Annotated in this window: 18 protein-coding genes and 1 pseudogene; 6 read left to right on the top strand and 13 right to left on the bottom strand. The window is 61.8% G+C overall.

The features are described 5' to 3' along the window. Positions 1-10 precede the first annotated feature (10 nt). The 5 genes from GH983_RS10475 to GH983_RS10495 form a co-directional block, all read right to left on the bottom strand. Positions 11-1,141 carry an ATP-dependent RecD-like DNA helicase gene (locus GH983_RS10475; RefSeq protein WP_153762369.1) on the bottom strand — a complete coding sequence of 377 codons (1,131 nt, stop codon included), beginning with the start codon at positions 1,139-1,141 and terminating at the stop codon, positions 11-13. A gap of 73 nt (positions 1,142-1,214) precedes the next feature. Then, positions 1,215-1,589, bottom strand: coding sequence for a nitrile hydratase accessory protein (locus GH983_RS10480; RefSeq protein WP_153762370.1), 375 nt, complete (start codon positions 1,587-1,589; stop codon positions 1,215-1,217). Next, positions 1,576-2,235, bottom strand: a complete 660-nt coding sequence (nthB, locus tag GH983_RS10485; RefSeq protein ID WP_153762371.1) for a nitrile hydratase subunit beta — start codon at positions 2,233-2,235, stop codon at positions 1,576-1,578. Before nthB ends, GH983_RS10480 begins: the two co-directional genes overlap by 14 nt. Continuing rightward, on the bottom strand, positions 2,232-2,882 hold the full coding sequence (gene nthA / locus GH983_RS10490) for a nitrile hydratase subunit alpha (RefSeq protein WP_153762372.1): 651 nt from the start codon (positions 2,880-2,882) through the stop codon (positions 2,232-2,234). The genes nthB and nthA overlap by 4 nt, the downstream gene beginning before the upstream one ends. Positions 2,883-2,891: 9 nt before the next feature. Further along, positions 2,892-3,485, bottom strand: coding sequence for a LysE family translocator (locus tag GH983_RS10495; RefSeq protein ID WP_153762373.1), 594 nt, complete (start codon positions 3,483-3,485; stop codon positions 2,892-2,894). Between the two features lie 156 nt (positions 3,486-3,641). Between GH983_RS10495 and GH983_RS10500 the strand changes: the two genes are divergently transcribed. Together GH983_RS10500 and GH983_RS24305 are read left to right on the top strand one after the other, a co-directional pair. After that, positions 3,642-4,487 (top strand): aldo/keto reductase, encoded by an 846-nt coding sequence (locus GH983_RS10500; protein WP_153762374.1) that lies wholly within the window; start codon positions 3,642-3,644, stop codon positions 4,485-4,487. A 162-nt stretch (positions 4,488-4,649) separates the two neighbouring features. Then, positions 4,650-4,898: pseudogene (locus tag GH983_RS24305) on the top strand (metalloregulator ArsR/SmtB family transcription factor); the annotation flags it as partial. Between the two features lie 356 nt (positions 4,899-5,254). On the opposite strand, the gene ilvN reads toward GH983_RS24305, so the two are convergent. Together ilvN and GH983_RS10515 are read right to left on the bottom strand one after the other, a co-directional pair. Then, entirely contained in the window at positions 5,255-5,827 is a 573-nt protein-coding gene (gene ilvN, locus GH983_RS10510; RefSeq protein WP_054151731.1) for an acetolactate synthase small subunit, read from the bottom strand. A 17-nt stretch (positions 5,828-5,844) separates the two neighbouring features. Then, positions 5,845-7,623: an acetolactate synthase 3 large subunit gene (locus tag GH983_RS10515; RefSeq protein ID WP_054151730.1), complete on the bottom strand. Its 1,779-nt coding sequence runs from the start codon at positions 7,621-7,623 to the stop codon at positions 5,845-5,847. A gap of 345 nt (positions 7,624-7,968) precedes the next feature. Between GH983_RS10515 and GH983_RS10520 the strand changes: the two genes are divergently transcribed. Next, positions 7,969-10,095, top strand: a complete 2,127-nt coding sequence (locus GH983_RS10520; RefSeq protein ID WP_153762375.1) for an ATP-binding protein — start codon at positions 7,969-7,971, stop codon at positions 10,093-10,095. A gap of 3 nt (positions 10,096-10,098) precedes the next feature. On the opposite strand, the gene miaA is transcribed toward GH983_RS10520, so the two are convergent. Beyond that, positions 10,099-11,013, bottom strand: a complete 915-nt coding sequence (gene miaA, locus GH983_RS10525) for a tRNA (adenosine(37)-N6)-dimethylallyltransferase MiaA (protein ID WP_153763592.1) — start codon at positions 11,011-11,013, stop codon at positions 10,099-10,101. On the opposite strand from miaA, the gene serB reads away from it, so the two are divergent. Genes serB through GH983_RS10540 form a run of 3 tightly spaced genes read left to right on the top strand, consistent with a single transcriptional unit; the run spans position 11,012 to position 14,899 of the window. Beyond that, a complete protein-coding gene (gene serB, locus GH983_RS10530) occupies positions 11,012-11,902 on the top strand; it encodes a phosphoserine phosphatase SerB (protein WP_153762376.1) in 891 nt (296 codons plus the stop codon). The genes miaA and serB overlap by 2 nt on opposite strands. A gap of 9 nt (positions 11,903-11,911) precedes the next feature. Continuing rightward, positions 11,912-12,475 carry a GNAT family N-acetyltransferase gene (locus GH983_RS10535; RefSeq protein WP_069043774.1) on the top strand — a complete coding sequence of 188 codons (564 nt, stop codon included), beginning with the start codon at positions 11,912-11,914 and terminating at the stop codon, positions 12,473-12,475. Positions 12,476-12,523: 48 nt separating this feature from the next. Further along, complete coding sequence (locus GH983_RS10540; protein ID WP_153762377.1) at positions 12,524-14,899, top strand: bifunctional diguanylate cyclase/phosphodiesterase; 2,376 nt, start codon at positions 12,524-12,526, stop codon at positions 14,897-14,899. Position 14,900: 1 nt separating this feature from the next. On the opposite strand, the gene GH983_RS10545 is transcribed toward GH983_RS10540, so the two are convergent. The 5 genes from GH983_RS10545 to GH983_RS10565 form a co-directional block, all read right to left on the bottom strand. Beyond that, entirely contained in the window at positions 14,901-16,496 is a 1,596-nt protein-coding gene (locus GH983_RS10545; protein WP_153762378.1) for a Do family serine endopeptidase, read from the bottom strand. 110 nt (positions 16,497-16,606) lie between these two features. Further along, positions 16,607-16,792, bottom strand: a complete 186-nt coding sequence (locus GH983_RS10550; RefSeq protein WP_054151725.1) for a DUF2065 domain-containing protein — start codon at positions 16,790-16,792, stop codon at positions 16,607-16,609. Positions 16,793-16,796: 4 nt separating this feature from the next. Beyond that, the gene (gene hflC / locus GH983_RS10555; protein WP_054151724.1) at positions 16,797-17,753 is read right to left on the bottom strand and encodes a protease modulator HflC; all 957 of its coding nucleotides are present in this window, start codon (positions 17,751-17,753) and stop codon (positions 16,797-16,799) included. 1 nt (position 17,754) lies between these two features. Next, the gene (gene hflK / locus GH983_RS10560) at positions 17,755-18,891 is read right to left on the bottom strand and encodes an FtsH protease activity modulator HflK (RefSeq protein WP_054151723.1); all 1,137 of its coding nucleotides are present in this window, start codon (positions 18,889-18,891) and stop codon (positions 17,755-17,757) included. A 152-nt stretch (positions 18,892-19,043) separates the two neighbouring features. Beyond that, on the bottom strand, positions 19,044-19,565 hold the full coding sequence (locus GH983_RS10565; RefSeq protein ID WP_153762379.1) for a dihydrofolate reductase: 522 nt from the start codon (positions 19,563-19,565) through the stop codon (positions 19,044-19,046). Positions 19,566-19,582: the final 17 nt, after the last annotated feature.

The following is a 19,582-nucleotide window of genomic DNA, read 5'->3' on the forward strand; positions in this document are numbered from 1 at the left end:
TCAGGAGCGCTCATCTGACGATGGTGAGCGTCTCTGCCGCGCGGGTCACGGCGGTATAGAGCCAGCGCTCGCGTGTATCGCGAAACGCCCAGCTCTCGTCGAACAAGACAACATCGTTCCACTGTGAGCCCTGGGCCTTGTGCACTGTCAATGCATAGCCGTAGTCGAACTCGTCGTAACGCTTGCGCGTCGACCAAGGTATCTCCGTCTCGATATCCGCGAAGGCGTCCTTGAGCAGCTTGATCTTGGCTGCCCCGCGATCCATGTCGTCGTCTTCTGGCTTGATCAGGAGATTGATGCCGGGCTTCACCGTCTCGCGCGACGACGTCATAACCTGCCAGAGCGAGCCGTTGAGCAGGCCCTTCACCTGATCGTTCCTAAGGCATACGAGCTTGTCGCCGGCCTGCGGATAGTCGACGGTGAAGCCTTTCAACTCGCGCAGCCGCATATTGTAGCGCCGCCGTGTCTTGTTGGTGCCGACCAGAACCTGATCCGCCCCCAGCACAAGATCCTGCGTCACCTGGTTCTTCGAGATCACGCGTGCAGTATCGCCGTAATCGCCATACATGATCTCCTTGCCCTCACGGATATGCATGGCAAGCTGGATGATCGGATTGTCGCGCGCCTGGCGATGGATATCTGTCAGCAGATAGTCCGGCTCCTGATCGGTGAAGAATCCGCCGCCGGAAACAGGTGGCAACTGGCCGGGATCACCCAGCACCAGGATCGGCGTGCCGAAGCTCATCAGGTCGCGTCCCAGCGCCTCATCGACCATCGAGCATTCGTCGATGACAATGAGTGCCGCCTTGGCGACCGGGCTCTGGCGGTTGATCGAGAACATTGGCGCAATCGAGGTCTTGCCGGTTTCCTCGTCCTCCACCGCCTCCTCGCCGCGCGGGCGATAAATCAGCGAATGGATGGTCTTGGCATTCGAGGCGCCACGCGAGCGCAGAACCTGCGCCGCCTTGCCGGTGAAGGCGGCAAACAGCACCTCGCCATCGACATGCTCGGCAAAATGTTTGGCGAGCGTCGTCTTGCCCGTACCGGCATAGCCGAACAGACGGAAGACGGGGGTCTTCCCCTCCTTCAGCCATTTCGAAACGGCCTTGAGGGCCTCGTCTTGCTGGGGCGCGAATTGCATGACCTAGGTCATGCGCGGATTCGTTGGCCCGATGCAAGGCCAAAGCCGGGAAAGTCAGAACAAATCGTGGACATCAGCCCTTGAGCGGATCATTGGCGAGCTCGATGGGCGTACCATGCGGCGTCGCCTCGGCCGCCCGCTGCCAGCTTTCGCGCAAGGCCTCGACGGTATCGCGATCGGCCAGCCCCTTGCGCTCCAGCAGCCCGGCCAATGCTGCGACCCAGGCGTCGAAATAGTCGGAACCGTCAGTCGCCCGCTCCGGTCTGTGGACTTCGGCAGACAGGCTGTCCGCCCATTCGGTCCAGCTGAACACGCCACGTGCGTGCAGATGCACGGTCATGGCAAAGGCCTGCGCGTGCCAGGGTTCGGCGAAGACGGGCGCGCCTTCGGTCGAGCGCGGCAGGCCCGGCGATGCCGCCAGATCGGTCACCGTGTCACACACGCTCAAGATAGCTCTCCCATGCATCGATCGAGATGGTCAGAGTCGGATCCGCGCCCTTGCCCCAGATCTCCTCTCCCGTGAACACGACCGTATAGACCCATTGCGGGTTCTCGCCCCGTCCATGGGCATTATCATCAGGGAAAACGAAGCTGCCTTGGACGGCCTCGACCACACCCGTTTTCGCCCGGGCATAGCGGGGTAGACGCGTGTGGCCGGTCGGATGGAAATTCTTCGTCCGCACCCGGTCACCGACGGCAAACTTCGGCTCGGTCTCGACGGGCCGGTCGCAAGGTCCGCCACGGGCCAGCACACCTTCGACCATCTCGGCCTTCAGGACGCGCTTCGGCGCTCGGCCCAGCTCCGCGTGCTGCCCTGTTGCCAGCTCTTCGGCGGTGGCAAAACCATGCCGCTCGAGCAGCATGTCGATCCCGCGTATCCACACTTCGTAATAGCTCGCCGCCAGATAACTCGCCGGCGGAATATTCTCGCGCGCATGCCGGCTCTCGTCGATGGACCAGGCACCGAACGCGCCGCAGGAGAGCGTGATGCCGAGCGCCCGCTTCTCCCATTCTGCATGGAAGTAGGGTTCGCCTTTCTCAGGCGCGACCGGACCGAAGCCCATCTGCCCGCCAAGATCATGCGGCCCGTTCATGACAGGACCTCCGACGACAACGCGAGACCAGTGCCGATCATCGAGTCGCGCGTCACGAGCTTGGCGAGTGCCTCTTCGTCCAACCCTTCCGTCCCTGCAGGACGCAAGGGCACTACGAGATAGCGAAGCTCCGCCGTGGAATCCCAGACGCGGATCTGCATCTCCTCCGGCAAGGTCACCCCGAATTCGGCAAGCACACCGCGCGGATCGATTACTGCTCGGGACCGATAGGCCGGCGCCTTGTACCAGACCGGCGGCAGACCAAGCACCGACCACGGGTAACAGGAGCACAGCGTGCAGACGACGAGATTGTGGGTGTCGGGGGTGTTGAAGACGGCGCGCATATGCTCGCCCTGCCGGCCCGTATAGCCGAGGCTCGCGATCGCCGCCGTCGCATCGCGCGTCAGCCAGTCGGCGAACTCGGGATCGACCCAGGACTTCGCCACCACCCGCGCGCCATTCCTCGGTCCCACCTTCGTCTCATAGGTCTCGACGATGGCGTCGATCGCCCCGGGATCGATCAGGCCCTTTTCCGTCAGCAAAGTCTCGAGCGCCCGCACGCGGGCCTCCATGTCGGAATACTGGTTGTCATGGTGGTGATCATGCCCGTGATGATGATCATGATCTTCATGGTGGTGACCAGACATCGAAGTTTCCTAGTTGAGCATGGGCCAAAGGCTCAGCACCAGCAGCAAGGCCATGGTGATGTTGAACCATTTGAGCCGCACCGGGACCGACAACCATTCCCGAAGAGCCGAGCCGAAGCCCGCCCAGGTGGATACACTGGGAACATTGACGGCCGCGAAGACCAGCGCGACGATCCCGACAGTCAGAGCATAATGCTCCGGGTTAGGATAGACCGCCATGGCGGTTACGGCCATCACCCAGGCTTTCGGATTGACCCACTGGAAGGCGGCAGCCCCCAGGAAGCTCATCGGTCGTGCCTTGGCCTCACCCTCACCCATCGTGCGTGACGAACCGATTTTCCACGCGATCCAGAGGAGATAGAGCCCGCCGGCAACCTTGAGCGCGATGAAGGCAGGTGGATAGGCCGAAAGAATAGCGCCGAGACCGAGGCCGACACCGATCAGCAGCGAGAAGAATCCGGCACCGATGCCGAGCATATGCGGAATGGTCCGGCGGAAGCCGAAGTTCACCCCCGACGCAAACAGCATCATGTTGTTCGGCCCCGGGGTGATCGAGGTCGCGAAGGCAAAGACCACAAGCGCCAGAAGCGTATCGGCCGACATGGATGTTTCTCCCGGATTTTTATGTCAGCCTATCTGTCCTTTGAGCCCACGCCATCACCATTCTTGTTATGGTGACACGAAGGAGCGGGACTTTGTCGCTTGCCTCGCGGGACCGCCTCGCTATCCTTCGCACAGCCCGCCCCGAGGAGCTCCACCATGCATGACACCATACCGACTGTCACCCTGCCGGGCGGCGCAGAGGTCCCGAGCCTCGGCTTCGGCACATGGATGATGGGCGAGGATCGATCCGCCGCGAAAGCCGAAGTCGATGCCATCAGGCTGGCACTGGACCTTGGCATGACCGTGATCGACACGGCCGAAATGTATGGCGATGGCGGCGCCGAACGCATTGTCGGCGAAGCGCTGAAGGATCGGCGCGAAGACGCCTTTCTCGTCTCCAAGGTCCTGCCCTGGAATGCCAGCTACGACGGCACGATCAAGGCCTGCCATGCCAGCCTCGACCGGTTGGGGAGCGATCATCTCGATCTCTATCTGTTGCACTGGCGGGGAGAACACCCACTCGAAGACACGGTTGCGGCGATGGAAGAACTGAAAGCTGCGGGCAGAATTCGCGCCTGGGGCGTCTCGAATTTCGACCTAGATGACATGGAGGAACTGTTCTCGGTGGCCGATGGCGAGAACTGTGCCGTCAATCAGGTCCTCTACAATCTTTCCCGCCGCGGCATCGAATTCGACCTCCTGCCCTGGTGCCAGGAGCACCAGATCCCGGTCATGGCCTATTCGCCGATCGAGCAGGGCCGCATCCTCCAGCACGCTGAACTGATCCACATCGCCAAGGCCTATCAGGCGACTCCGGCACAGGTCGCGCTCGCCTTCCTGCTGGAGCGCGAAAGCGTGATCCCGATCCCGAAGACCTCGAACCTGCGCCGCCTGCAGGAAAATCGCGAGGCGGTCGATCTCGACATCTCCGATGAAGACTGGGCGCGTCTGGACGTGGCCTTCCCGCCACCGTCCCGGAAAGTAGCGCTGGCGATGTTGTAAAGGGGAGAGAAAGCAGGGCGCCCGATCCTCTCCCATGCATCGGAAAATCGCGATCTATCCACAGGCCCAGCATTTCCAGCACTTTACGCCAGCCCCTCAGGAAATTAGGAGATTGCCTAATTCGAGAATTGCGGAGAAAGAGCCGCACGACTGAGGGACCACATGGCAAAGCGCGGAAAAACCGAAATACATCCGGCAATGGACAAGATCTCGTCCCGCGTCTTCCACGCACTCGCCTCCGATCCACGCCGCATGATGCTGGTGCACCTCGCCCAGTCGACGCTGACCGCCGGCGAGATCGCCGCCCGCTTCGACATGGCCAAGCCTTCGATCTCCCAGCATCTCTCGATCCTCGAAAATGCCGAACTGATCGAAGGTGAGAAGAAGGGCCAGTATATCCACTACAGCCTGAGGCCAGCGGCCCTGCGGCATGCACTGACTGCCATGCTGACCACGACCACGGCACCAGACGACGAGGCCGAAGTGGAAGCGGCAGCGGATGTGCCAGCGCCGCCGAAAAAGTCTGCCAAGAAGAAGAACGACGCAGCCGAGACCGCCCCATCGGTAACGAAGGCCGAGAAGAAAGCCAAGATGAAGCCGGCGAGCGACAAACCGGCCAAGGAAAAGCCGAAGAAGGCAGAGGCCGATCCGCCCCCGGCGCCGCAACAAATGGGCCTTCTCGATCTCCTCGGCATGAACTGAAAGGCCGGCAACAAAAAAGGGCGACCGCGAGGCCGCCCTTTTCACTTCGGGAATTACCGAATTCCTTACATGCCCTGCGGGCCGCGGTTCATCGCAGCAATGCCGGTGCGGCAGATCTCGTTGAGCCCGAGCGGCTTCATGATCGAGACGAACTGGTCGATCTTCGATGACTTGCCGGTGATCTCAAAGATGAAATGGTCGACCGTCGCATCCACGACCTTCGCCTGGAAGGCATCGGCAAGCCGAAGCGTCTCGGCACGCATTTCACCGGTCGAAACGACCTTCACCAGCGCCACCTCACGCTCGATCGGCCGCTCCTGGCCGAGCTCCTTAGCGCGAACCGTCAGGTCGAGGACGCGGTGCACTGGCACGATGCGCTCAAGCTGCGCCTTGATCTGCTCAAGCACACCAGGCGTTCCACGCGTCACGATCGTGATGCGCGACAGATGCGCCTCGTGCTCGGTCTCCGAGACCGTCAGGCTCTCGATGTTGTAGCCGCGACCGGAGAACAGGCCGATGACGCGGGCGAGAACGCCGGGCTCGTTGTCGACGAGCACCGAGAGCGTATGGCTCTCGATGGCGGAGGTTTCCTTGGCGATGAAATAGGCCGAACCGGTCGGCTGAAGATGAGCGTTCATGATCTTTTTCCTCCCGGTCAGACGAGCTGACGGCCCTTGGCATCAATGGCAGTGGCAACCGCTTCGTCGGTCGCCTCGTCCGGCAGCAGCATTTCGTTATGGGCCTTGCCCGACGGGATCATCGGGAAGCAGTTGGCGAGATTGGCGACACGGCAGTCGAAGATGACAGGCTTCTTCACGTCGACCATCTCCTGGATGGCACCGTCGAGATCGTCGGGCTTTTCGCAACGGATGCCAACCGCGCCATAGGCTTCCGCCAGCTTGACGAAGTCAGGCATGGCTTCCGTATAGGAGCTCGACAGGCGGTTGCCGTGCAGCAGCTGCTGCCACTGGCGCACCATGCCCATGTACTGGTTATTGAGGATGAAGATCTTGACCGGCAGCTCGTACTGGATGGCGCAGGACATTTCCTGAATGCACATCTGGATCGAGGCATCGCCCGCGACATCGATGACCAATGCGTCGGGATGTGCGACCTGGACGCCGATTGCGGCCGGCAGGCCGTAACCCATCGTGCCGAGGCCACCCGAGGTCATCCAGCGGTTCGGCTGCTCGAAGCCGATATACTGGGCCGCCCACATCTGGTGCTGGCCGACTTCCGTCGTGATGTAGGTGTCGCGATGCTTGGTCAGCTCATAAAGCCGCTGCAGCGCATATTGCGGCATGATGACGTCCTTGGACGGCGTGTAGGCGAAGGAGTTGCGAGCCCGCCACTTGGCAATGCTGGCATTCCATTCGGCCGTCTGCGACGCCTCAGGCTTCTTCGGCAGGGCGCGCCAGGCGCGGACCATGTCTTCGAGAACGCGACCGACATCGCCTGTGATTGGTACGTCGACGCGGACATTCTTGTTGATAGACGACGGATCGATGTCGATGTGGATCTTCTTCGAGTTCGGCGAGAATGCGTTCAGACGGCCGGTGATGCGGTCATCGAAGCGCGCACCGATGCAGACCATGACGTCGCAGTCATGCATCGCCATGTTTGCTTCGTAGGAACCATGCATGCCGAGCATGCCAAGCCAGTTCTTGCCCGAAGCCGGATAGCAGCCGAGCCCCATGAGCGTCGAGGTGATCGGGAAGTCGGTGAGACCGACCAGTTCACGCAGCAGCTTGGTGGCTTCCGGACCGGAATTGATGACGCCGCCACCCGAATAGATGATCGGACGGCGAGCCGTCGCCATCAGCTCGACGGCAGCCTGGATGGCGCGGGCATCGCCCGAAACCTTTGGCTGGTAGCTCTTCAGCGCCTTGTGCGCATCCGGCGGAGTGTAGGTGCCGGTGGCGAACTGGATGTCCTTCGGGATATCGACGAGGACCGGACCCGGACGGCCCGTCTGGGCGATCCGGAAGGCTTCATGGATGATCGAGGCCAGCTGGTTGACGTCCTTGACCAGCCAGTTGTGCTTGGTGCAGGGACGCGTGATGCCGACGGTATCGCATTCCTGGAAGGCATCCGAACCGATCAGCGAGGTCGGAACCTGGCCGGAGATGCAGACGAGCGGAACGCTGTCCATCAAAGCATCCTGCAGCGGCGTCACCGCATTGGTGGCGCCAGGACCTGACGTGACCAGCATGACGCCGACCTTGCCGGTCGAGCGCGCATATCCCTCAGCTGCGTGGCCGGCACCCTGCTCGTGGCGCACGAGGATGTGCTGGATGTCTTCCTGCTGGAAGATCTCGTCATAGATCGGAAGCACGGCGCCGCCGGGATAGCCGAAGATATGTTCGACACCGTTATCCTTGAGCGCGCGCAGGACGATCTCGGCGCCGGTCATCTGATTGTCTTTACCCGTCATGCTGTGTTTCCATCTGCCTTCTTGGTTTTTGGGGCTGATAACCCGGTTTAGGGCATAAAAAAAGGCCCCTTGAGGAGCCTGTCATCTAGCGCATGGGTGGCTATCGCCGGATGGTTACACCATCCTGCCCATGCGCCGTCCCACCACGATAAGTGCAACCGAGTTTTTCATGGGTCGAAGTGTTAGCCAGAAAGCCCGCAAGCGTCAACGCATCTTTTGCAAAATTTCCGACGCCAAAGCGAAAGTTTGTTGCGCAGACAATGATAAATCATCACCGCCAGCCTAATGCGTTACACGAAATTTTAAGCGCGCCCCCATAAGCTTGCGCCAGCAGGGAGAATGCGCTTGTTGAATGATGATCTTCGCAAGTCCGGCGCAGCCGGAGATCAAGACCGCCGCGATGGCATGCGGCCTGGCAACCGGATGCTCGGACGCGTCGTCGCCTGCAACGGCGCGCGTGCAACGATTGCAGCCGTCGCCGAAGACGGCGGCACGGATCTCACGGAGCTCTGGTCCGTCGGTCGTCTGATCTCGATCACCGTTGGCAAGAACCGCGTCGTAGCACTCGCCTATTCCATGCAGACGGAGGGCAAGGACTGGGGCGAAGGGGCTGACAACCAGTTTCTCATCGAGGTCGAACTGCTCGGCGAAGTCTACGTTCACGAAGACGGCCAGGAACTCTTCTCGACCGGCATCTCGCGCTATCCCTATCTCGGAGCCATCGCCCACCGCATTCGTGCGGCCGATCTTCTGCGCATCTACGACACCCGCCTCGGCGACACAGCAGTCATCGGCAAGCTCACCCAGGACGAAACGATCGACGCAACGATCCATGTCCCGTCCATGCTGTCGAAGCACTTCGCCGTGGTCGGCTCGACCGGCGTTGGCAAATCGACCGCCGTTTCGCTGCTCTTGCGCAAGGCGATCGAAAGCGATCCGAAGCTGCGCATCCTCATTCTCGATCCGCATAACGAATTTGCCGCCGCCTTCCCCGAGCTTGCCGTCGTCATCGACACCGACACGCTCGACCTGCCCTTCTGGCTCATGCGCCTCGACGAATTTGCCGAGGTCCTGTTCCGCGGCCGCCCTCCAGTTGCCGAAGAACTCGACATCCTGCGCGACCTGATGCCCGAAGCCAAACGCGCCTTCCGTGGCAACGAGAGTGCCCTGATGCGGCGCATGGCCGACAAGAGCTCGATGACCGCCGACACACCGGTGCCCTACCGCATCGCCGACCTGCTCGCGCTCATCGACGAGCGCATCGGACGCCTCGAAGGTCGCGGCGAAAAACCATTCCTGCGCTCGCTGAAAATGCGCATCATGTCGGCGGTCAACGACCCGCGCTATCACTTCATGTTCTCCAACAATACGATCAGCGACACGATCATGGAGACGATCGCGCATATCTTCCGCATCCCGGGTGACGACCGCCCGATCTCGACCTTCCAGCTTGCCGGCATACCGTCGGAAGTCGTCAACTCGGTTGCTTCGGTTCTCTGCCGCATGGCCTTCGAACTGGCGCTCTGGTCGAACGGCGCGATCCACATGCTCGTCGTCTGCGAAGAGGCCCACCGCTACGTGCCTGCCGACCCCACTCTCGGCTTCTTCCCGACGCGCCAGGCCATCGCCCGCATCGCCAAGGAAGGCCGGAAATACGGCGTCTCGCTGGGTGTAATCACCCAGCGCCCGGGCGAACTCGACCAGACGATCCTGTCGCAGTGCTCGACGCTGTTTGCCATGCGCCTTGCCAACGACCGCGACCAGGAGATCATCCGCTCGGCCATCCCCGACAGTTCGATCTCGACCACCAGCTTCATTTCCTCGATCGGCAACGGCGAAGCCATCGCCTTCGGTGAGGCGATCGCCGTTCCCATGCGCATGCGCTTCACCCGTGTGGCGGAGTCGGCGCTGCCGAAAGCCAACGGCGTCAACGCCAAACAGACCGAAGAAACGCCTGACACCGTCGATCTCCGCACCATTGTCGGTCGTATGCGTGCCATAGCCGGGCCGGACATCTCAGCCTTCCAGCAGAGCTTCGAGACCACTTTCGGCGGCATGCCGTCTGCGCCGGAAGGCCTCTATGACGATGAAGAGTTCGACGACGACGGAGCCTTCGAAACGTTGCGCCCGTCGCCTGCCCCACAGCCACCGGCGCGACCGACCGCAGCCTCTTTCCCGATGACATCACCGTCACCCGTGACGCGTCAGCCTTTCGAGACGCCGCCGCAGCGACAGGCATTGCCAGCCTCGGAGACGCCGACGATCGAGCCCTACCGTCCGGACATGCTGCCCCGTTCTGGTAGCGACGATGCGCCTCGCCAACGCATGGAAGCCCCGGCTCCGGCTCATACCGCAGCTGCCGATCCCCCATCGGCAACTTTCGGCTCCCAGCCCTTGCGCCGCGAAGGTGGTTCCTCCCTGCGCGAGAGCATTCTGAAAAAGCCGCTATCGAGCCTCTACAAGCGCGACTAAACGTCAGCCGATCCGGAAAACTGCCGGGTCGACCCTTTCCCAGCTTTCATCCATCTGGTTACGGAACCAGGTCATCTGGCGCTTTGCGTATTGGCGCGTCGCTGCAGACGCGCGATCGACCGCCTCGTGTCGGCTGATCCGGCCGGCAAGCATTTCGGCGATTTGCGCCACGCCGATCGCCTTCATGGCAGGCATCTCCGGCTTCAGGCCAAGCGACAGAAGCGCTTCGACCTCCTCGATCGCCCCCTCATCCATCATCAGCTCGAAGCGCCTGTTGATCCGGTCGTGCAGCACCGTGCGATCTGGCAGGACCACGAGCTTGCGGGCGCGATCCGGATCGACCAGCTGCGGTCCGGACTGCTTCTGAAACTCGGCGATCGACCGTCCTGTCGCCCGGAACACCTCGAGCGCCCGCACGATCCTTTGACCATCGCCCGGACTGAGGCGCTGCGCCATCGCCGGATCTACCTCAACCAATTCCCGATGCAACGCATCGGCACCCTCGGTTTGAAGCCGCTGGCGGATCTCCGCCCGCAGGTCGGCCGGGATTGCGGGCATCTCCGAAAGCCCACCGGTCAGCGCCTTGAAGTAGAGCCCGGTGCCGCCGACGAACACCGGAAGACGCTTCTCGTGCTTCAACTGTTCGACCAGCGCACCCGCTTCACGCAACCAGTCGCCGGTCGAATAGGTCCGGCCGGCCGGGACATGACCATAGAGCTCGTGCCGCACGCCACCCATCTCTGCCTCGCCCGGGCGGGCAGTGACGACGCGTAGCGTGTCGTAGACCTGCATACTGTCGGCATTGATGACGACTCCGTTATGGCGGCGGGCGAATTGAAGCGCGAGCGCAGACTTGCCGCTGGCGGTCGGCCCGGTTATCAGGATCGCGTCGTTGTTCTTGTCAGGATCTTCCATCATGGCCTTGGTTGCCACGCTTGTCGCCAATCCGTCAAACCCTGTTCTGAGCCGGGCCATCGCCGAAAAGGCCACCGAGGCCGTCGCGTCCTCGCGCCTCTACTGGCTGGCCGACGGGATCGCCTGCGACATACCCCTTCCCGATGGCACTGATCCGATCGAGGCCGAGCGCGCCCTGCGGCAGGCGCTGGAGGGTCAGCCTGTCGATGTCGCGGTCCAGGATGCCGATACCCGCCGCAAGTCCTTCCTGATCGCCGACATGGATTCGACGATGATCGGCCAGGAATGCATCGACGAACTGGCAGCCGAAGTCGGTCTGAAGGACAAGGTCTCCCAGATCACGGCTCGGGCCATGAACGGCGAGATCGCCTTCGAGCCCGCCCTGCGCGAGCGCGTGGCGCTGCTGAAGGGCTTGCCGATCTCGGTCGTCGGCGAGGTCATTGAAAAGCGCATTACGCTGACGCCGGGCGGCAAGGAACTGATTGCGACGATGAAGGCGAAAGGCGGCTACACCGCACTCGTCTCCGGTGGCTTCACCGTCTTTACCGGACCGATCGCCACCATGCTCGGTTTCGATGAGAACCGCGCCAACATCTTGATCGAGCAGGACGGCGTCCTGACCGGCGAGGTTGCCGAACCGATCCTCGGCAAGCAGGCCAAGGTGGATTCCCTGCTCGACATCGCAGGCCGTCTCGGCATCAGCCCGAACGAGACAATTGCCGTCGGCGACGGCGCCAACGATCTGGGCATGCTCGGCATCGCCGGCTCCGGCGTCGCTTTGCATGCCAAGCCGGCCGTAGCCGCCGAGGCGAAGATCCGCATCGACCACGGCGATCTCACCGCGCTTCTCTACCTGCAGGGCTACCGCAAGTCGGACTTCGTGACCGAATAAGGGTTGATCATGCTGATCGTCGAGACGGAGAGGCTGATCCTGCGCAACTGGCAGGACGAGGATCGCAACCTGTTCTACGAGATCAACCGCGACGAAAAAGTCATGGAGTTCTTCCCGCTCCGCCGCAGCCATGCCGAATGCGACATCCTGTTCGACCGGAACCGGGACATGATCAGCGAAACGGGTCTTGGCTTCTACGCGCTGACCGATCGTGTAACCAACGAAGCGATGGGCTTCTGCGGCCTCTCACCCGTGGACCTTCCCGGCATCCTGCCCGAGGGAGCAATCGAGATCGGCTGGCGGCTGGCCACCCGCTTCTGGGGTCGAGGCTACGTTACCGAAGCGGCATCTCGACTGATTGAATACGCGCGCGCCGACCTCCGCTTGCCCGACGTCCATGCCTTTGCCGTGGACCGCAATCATCGCTCGATCGCTGTCATGCAAAGGATCGGCATGCAGCGTCTGATAGGCCAGGATTTCGATCATCCCAAGGTCCCCGAAACGCATCCGCACCTAAAGCGGCATGTATTGTTCAGAACACAGTTCGAATCCATCGAGATCCGAACAAGGTGATATTCCTAATTTACTGAGACTTAAAATGTATCTGCTACGAACTTCCGTATGCAGAAGATGTTTTCCGCGTATGTCGCGGCACCGATTGCGAACCTGTACGACCGCTTCCTGCGCCTTGGTGAAGGTGACCAGACGGCGGAAGAGGCAGAACGTATCCGCGCAGTCCGACTGTCGGTCGTCGGCACCAGTACGCCGTGGATGATGGCGGCCAACCTCTGCAACGCGGTCCTTACAGTATTTGCCTTTTACGGCAGCCCGTCCGCGACCGAAGTCTATGTGATCTGCGGCCTGATCCTGACTGTCGTGGCCTTTACAACCCTTTCCTGGTGGCGCAATCGCAAACGCGGCATGCGCGAGCGGGCAAGCCTGCGCGGAACAGTTCGCGCGATCATTTATGCCGCGATCCTGAGCGGCCTCTGGGCAGCCCTCGATGTGGCCGCCTACCACACAGCCGACGAAACGCAACGCATGGTCCTGATCGCGCTCACAGTCGGCATGGCCGGCGGCGGCGGCTTCGCCCTGGCGACCATCCCGCCAGCATCGATCGTCTTTTGCGGCACCGTTGCCGTCGGGGCCGCGATCGCCCTCTCCCGCGATCCGACCATTGTCGGCGCCTATCTCTTCGTCCTCTACCTGATCTTCGCCGCGATCATCATCCGCTCGTCGCTCGCGGTCTGCCGAAGCCTCACGGAGCGCGTCCGGGCCAAACTTGCAGCCGACGAACAGCGAGACGTCATCAATCTCTTGCTGAACGACTTCGAAGAGAATGCGGCGGACTGGTTGTGGGGCACCGACGAAGATATCAACCTGGTTCGCGCCTCCAACCGTTTCTACGAACAGATGCAGGTCCCCGAAGCCATGGTGATCGGCAAGCCGCTCGCCGCGATCATGCCCTTCGCAGCCGTCGGGATCGAGGGCATGGACTGCAGGGAGAACTTCATCACCTGTCTGGAGACGAGACAGTCCTTCCGTGATCAGGATATCTGTGTCGAACTGGGAGGGGAACTGGCGATCTGGTCCTTGACGGCAAAGGCAATACAGGACGAGGAAGGGCAGTTCTGCGGCTATCGCGGAGTAGGTCGCGATGTCACGGCAAGCCGCGAAAGCCGTCTGCGCATCGAACACATGGCCCGGCATGATCCGTTGACGGAAGTCGGCAACCGGGTTCTCCTTTCCGAAGATTTCGAACGCGCGGTATCGCGTTATCAGCGCTTCGGCGACCCTTTCTCGGTCCTGCTGCTAGATCTCGATCGTTTCAAGCACATCAACGACAATTTCGGCCATGCCGGCGGCGACGAACTGCTGCGCGCCATTGCCAGCATTCTGAGCCAGATCCGCGGTGAGACGGACACCCTGGCGCGCATCGGCGGCGACGAATTTGCGATCCTCCATATGTCTGGCGACGATCCGCAAAGCGCTGCGGGCCTCGCCTCCCGCATCATCGAAAAGCTTGGCAAACCGATCAGTCTTGGCTGCGGCACGGCCCATGTCGGCGTCAGCATCGGCATCGCCTGCGCTCCGATCGACGGCACCGATCCGGACCAGTTGATGCGCAACGCCGATCTTGCCCTTTATCGGGCCAAGACAGACGGACGCAACCGTTACCGCTTCTTCGATAGCTCGCTGGATGCCGCTGCGCGACGCCGCAATCTGATCGAACAGGAACTCGCGCTTGCAGTTGCCCAGGAGAGCCTGACCGTCAACTTCCAGCCGCTCGTCGACGCCCAGAGCCGGCAGGTGGTCTGTGCCGAGGCATTGCTGCGCTGGAACCATCCGACGCTCGGCCCCATCAGCCCTGGCGAATTCATCCCGATCGCCGAAGAATCCGGCCAGATCGGCGCAATCGGCAGCTGGGTTCTGCGCCAGGCCTGCAAGCACGCCGTCAACTGGCCGGACCACATCCGCGTGGCAGTCAATCTGTCCTCACGCCAGTTTCTGAGCCCGGGGCTCTTGCCACTCGTTGAAAGCGCGCTGAAGCAGAACCGCCTGCCCGCTCACCGTCTCGAACTGGAGGTGACGGAAAGTCTGCTGATGGAAACCACGATCGGGGTCGAACAGACCCTTGCCTCCCTTGCAAGGCTCGGGCTTCGCATAGCGCTCGATGACTTCGGCACGGGCTTCTCATCCTTGAGCTACCTGCGCCAGTATCGCTTTGACAAATTGAAGATCGACCAGTCGTTCATATCCGACCTTGAGACCAATGCCGACAGCCGCGCCATCGTCGACTCCGTCATTCGCCTGGCGCGCGATCTGCGCATGAGCGTCGCCGCAGAAGGGGTCGAAACCCGGGGTCAGTTCGACCTGCTTCGGCAAATGAGCTGCGGCGAGATCCAGGGCTTCCTCGCCGGCCGACCGATGCCGGTCGACCAGTTCGAGGAATATCTGAGGCAGAACAGCACCTCGGTCGAGAGGCTCTACGCCTGAGCTATTCCAGCGGGACCGCCACCAGACGGAGATTGCCGTCCTTGTCGGCGATCATCAGATAGCCGCTGCGACGCCCCTCGCCTTTGATGTTGGTGAGCTTTTCCGCAACCTGCTGCGGCGTCTTCATGAATTCCTGGGCGACCTCCACGATCACCTCGCCGACCTTCAGCCCCTTGCCTTCGGCCTTGGAGCCGGGAAGCACGCGGGTGATGAGAACGCCTTCGACACCTTCGGCAATCGAGAAGCTCAGACGGTTCGCATCGGTAAGTGCCGTCAACTCCACACCGATCAAGCCTTCCGTCACGGGCGCGCTCTGCTGTGCCTGATCGGGCGCAGCCGGAGGCACGCCCTGCTCGTTTCCGTCAGGGGCCTTCTCGCCGGCCGGAGGCTCTGCAGGCGCCTGTTGATCGCCATCGGGTGCCGTGCCCTCCTCATTGGGCTCGACGGTGGTTTCGGGATCCGTCTCGTTGCTTGCGACCTCGTCATCATCAAGACGCCCAAGGGTCACCTTCACCGACTGCTCCTGCCCGTCCCGCAGAATCACAACGTCGAGCGGTTCACCGATCGGACTTTCGGCAACGATACGGGTCAGGTCGCGTGTTTCGGAAATCGCCCGTCCATTGAAGGTGGTGATGATGTCACCGACCTGGATCGGCCCGTTGGCGACAGGGCCACCCTCGACGATGCCGCTGATCAGCGCGCCGCGGGCTCGGTCGATGTTCAGGCTCTGCGCCACCTCGTCGGAAACCGGCTGGATGCGAACCCCAAGCCAGCCACGACGCGTTTCGCCGAACTCGATCAATTGATTGACGATGTTTTCAGCCAATTCCGTCGGCACGGCAAAGCCGATGCCGATCGAGCCGCCGCTCGGCGATATAATCGCGGTGTTGATGCCGATGACCTCGCCGTTCATGTTGAACAACGGTCCACCGGAATTCCCCTTGTTGATCGCCGCATCCGTCTGGATGAAATTGTCATAGGGGCCGGCATTGATGTTGCGGCCGCTTGCCGAGATGATGCCGACGGTCACCGAGCCCCCGAGGCCGAACGGATTGCCGATGGCCATGACCCAGTCGCCGATTCGCATTGTCTTGGAATCGCCAAACTTCACCGATGTCAGCGGCTGCGGCGGCTCGACCTTGAGAACGGAAAGGTCGGTCTTCGTGTCGGTGCCGACCAGCGTCGCCTTGAGCTTCGAACCGTCGGAGAAAATGACCTCGATGTCATCGGCGTTTTCGATCACGTGATTGTTGGTGACGATGAAACCAGTCGGGTCGATCACAAAGCCGGACCCCAGTGAATTCACCTTGTTGTTGGTCCCGCCGCCTTCGCGATTCCGATAGAAATCCTCGAACAATTCCTGAAAGGGCGAGCCCTCCGGAACCTGCGGAAGCGGACCATCGCCCTCGTCGGCAACGCTTTGCGACGTCGAGATATTGACAACGGCGCCGAGCAGGCCGCCTGCGAGATCGGCAACGGATTGAGGCCCTTGCTGGGCGACCACCGGGTTCGGTGCACTCACGGTGCCGACGATCAGGGCCGTCCCCGTGAGAAGCGCCGAAAGAATCATTCGCGACGCGCGGGCAGGTTTCATCATCGGCTTCCTCACTGGCTTGTCTGGGGTCGTAGTGAACATAAGGCGGAATGGGCTGAGGGAAAATCACAATTGCCGGAAGAGATCTAACCTCGACTTGCGACCAGATCTTGTCAGCCGCGCACCCACCACGCGATTGCCACGCCCGTGGTAATCGCGGTGAGGCCGAGCAGACGCAGCTGATCCTCCGGGATCTGCGGCAGGAGCCGGGCCATGCGCACAAGAAAACGAGGGGCCAGCGCATAGGCCAGCCCCTCGATGATCATGAATATGGCGATCCCTGCGAGCAGGTCGTCCATGGTGTCAGTTGCCGGCAGGCGCCGGCGGCGTAGCCGGTTGCGGGGCAACCGCTGGTGCGGGTGTCGGTGTCGCCGAGTTGCCCGTGCCTGCTCCGCTGTTGAAGAAGCGGAAGAAGTCGCTGTCGGGCGACAGCACCATCGTCGTGCCCTGGTTGCTCATGGAAGCAACATAGGCGCGCATCGAGCGATAGAACTCGAAGAAGCTCGGGTCCCGCTGGAACGCGTCAGCGAAGATGTTGTTTCGCTGGGCATCGCCCTCACCGCGCAGGATTTCCGAATCGCGCTGCGCTTCGGCCTGGAGTTCGACGACCTGACGGTCGGCGATAGCCCGGCGACGCTGGCTTTCTTCGTTACCGCGGGCGCGGATGAATTCTGCTTCGGCCAAACGCTCAGCCTTCATCCGCTCGAAGGTCTGCTGCGAGACTTCCTGCGTCAGGTCGGTACGACGAATGCGAACGTCAGTGACCTGCAGACCGAGGCTTTCAGCCGCCGCCTGGAGATCGTTGCGAACGTCGGACATCATCGAACCACGCTCTTCGGAAAGCGCCGCATCGAAGTTCCGCAAACCGTAGACGCGGCGGAGCGCTGCATCGAGACGGGTGCGAAGACGCGATTCGGCAGCTTCGCGGTCCGCCGACACCGTTTCACGGAAACGGCGGGCATCGCTGATGCGATAGACGGCAAATGCATCGACTTCATAAAACGCACCGCCACGGACCTGAACACGGATGTCAGGCAGATCGAAGCGAAGCGCGCGATCCTCGACATACTGGACACGATCAGCATCGATGAAGGCAAAGGGCAGCTTGAAATAGATGCCCGGCTCGCTCTTCACGTCCTGGATCTGACCGAAGCGCAGAACGATCGCCTGTTCACGCTCGTTGACCACGAAGATCGACGAGTAGACGAAGAACAATGCGACGCCGAGGGCGACGAGGAAATAGGGAAGACGGTTCTGCATGTCAGTTCCCTCCCGTCGTAGACTGGCCGGTCGTTTGGTTGCCCGGCTGGCGCATGAGTTCATTGAGCGGCAGGTACGGTACGACACCCTGCTGATCGCCCATGATCACCTTGTTCGAATTGCGCAGGACGTTCTCCATGGTCTCCAGGTAGATACGCTGGCGCGTCACATCAGGCGCCTTCACATATTCGTCGTAGATCGAAATGAAGCGCTGCGCCTCACCCTCTGCTTCCTTGACGACCTGATCCTTGTAGGCGGCTGCCTCTTCGCGGATCTGTGCTGCCTGGCCTCGGGCCTGACCGAGACGCTGGTTGGCGTACTGGTTGGCTTCTTCGACGAAACGATCTTCATCCTGCTGGGCGCGCTGCACTTCTTCGAAGGCTTCGGCCACTTCACGCGGCGGTGCCGCATCTTCGATCGGAACCGCGTTGATCGCGATGCCGGCGCCATAGGTGTCCATGGTACCCTGGATGATGTCGCGAACCTGCGTCGAGATCTCTTCGCGGTTGTCGCGGAAGACGTCCTGGGCAGGACGACGACCGACCACCTCACGCATGGCGCTTTCGGACACCTGCTGCAGTGTCTGCGTCGGATCTTCGAGGTTGAACAGATAGGACTGCGGATCCGACACGGTGTAGAGCACCGAGAACTGGACGCTTACGATGTTCTGATCGCCGCTAAGCATCAGGCCGGCGCCGGGATTGTTCGATGTCGGGCGGCTGCCGACGTTCTGCTGCTGTTCGGTGACCTTGACGATCTCGACCGCTTCGATCGGCCAGAGATGGAAATGCAGGCCCGGCATTGCAATTTCTTCCTTCGGCTTACCGAAGCGAAGTTCCACGCCGCGCTCGTCCGGCTGAACCGTGTAGACGGCCTGCATCGCCCAGAAGGCGACCAGCACGATACCGACGATCACAAATGCACCGCCGTTGAACCCGCCGGGCACGATGTTTTTCAGTCGATCCTGACCTCGGCGGATCAGATCCTCCAGATCCGGGGGCTGGTTGCCGCCACCGCCGCCGCCGCCGTTTCCACGCGGCCGGTTTGGCCCCTGCCCCCAGGGGCCCTGATTGTTACCGCCGCCACCGCCGCCGCCCCATGGACCGCCGCCGCCGCCGTTTTGATTGCTCCAGGGCATCAATACCTCTTTGCTGTAAAAGCTCCCAAGTCCCCCGCCCGCTGGCCGATCGGCCGACATGCATGAGGTTCCAGAGGGTTATAGGTATCGCGGTCACTGCTTTCAACGCGAGGGGGGCAACTTCTTCTTCGGAAAGGGCAAATTTTGCGTTATCAGGCGCCCCTGCGACGGTATATCGCGTAGCGGGTCGGGTAGTTGTCCTTCTCGCCGGCAGGAACTGCCGTTTCCTCGATCAGTTCGAACCTTGCGGGATCGATGGATGGAAATGACGTGTCTCCCGCAACGACAGTCTCCACATGCGTGACATGCAGGATGTCGGCAAGCTCCAGTGCCTGGCGATAGATCTCGCCGCCGCCGACCACGCAGAGCTCATCGACACCGGTCTCCGCAGCGATCTGGCGTCCCCGTTCGAGGGCCTCGTCGAGGCTCGTCACGGTTTCCACGCCGGTCATGTCGAAACGCTGGCTGCGGCTGACGATGATGTGCGGTCGCCCGGGCAACGGCTTCGACCCGACGGATTCGAAGGTCTTGCGGCCCATCACCAGCGGCTTGCCCATGCTGAGCGCCTTGAAGCGCTTCAGATCCGTCGACAGCTTCCAGGGCATATCGCCATCGCGGCCAATGATCCCGTTTTCCGCAACGGCCACGATGATGACGATCTTGATGGGATGCATGCCCTGTTCTGCCTTTG

The sequence above is a fragment of the Agrobacterium sp. MA01 genome (genome assembly GCF_009650195.1).
Lineage (GTDB): Bacteria > Pseudomonadota > Alphaproteobacteria > Rhizobiales > Rhizobiaceae > Allorhizobium.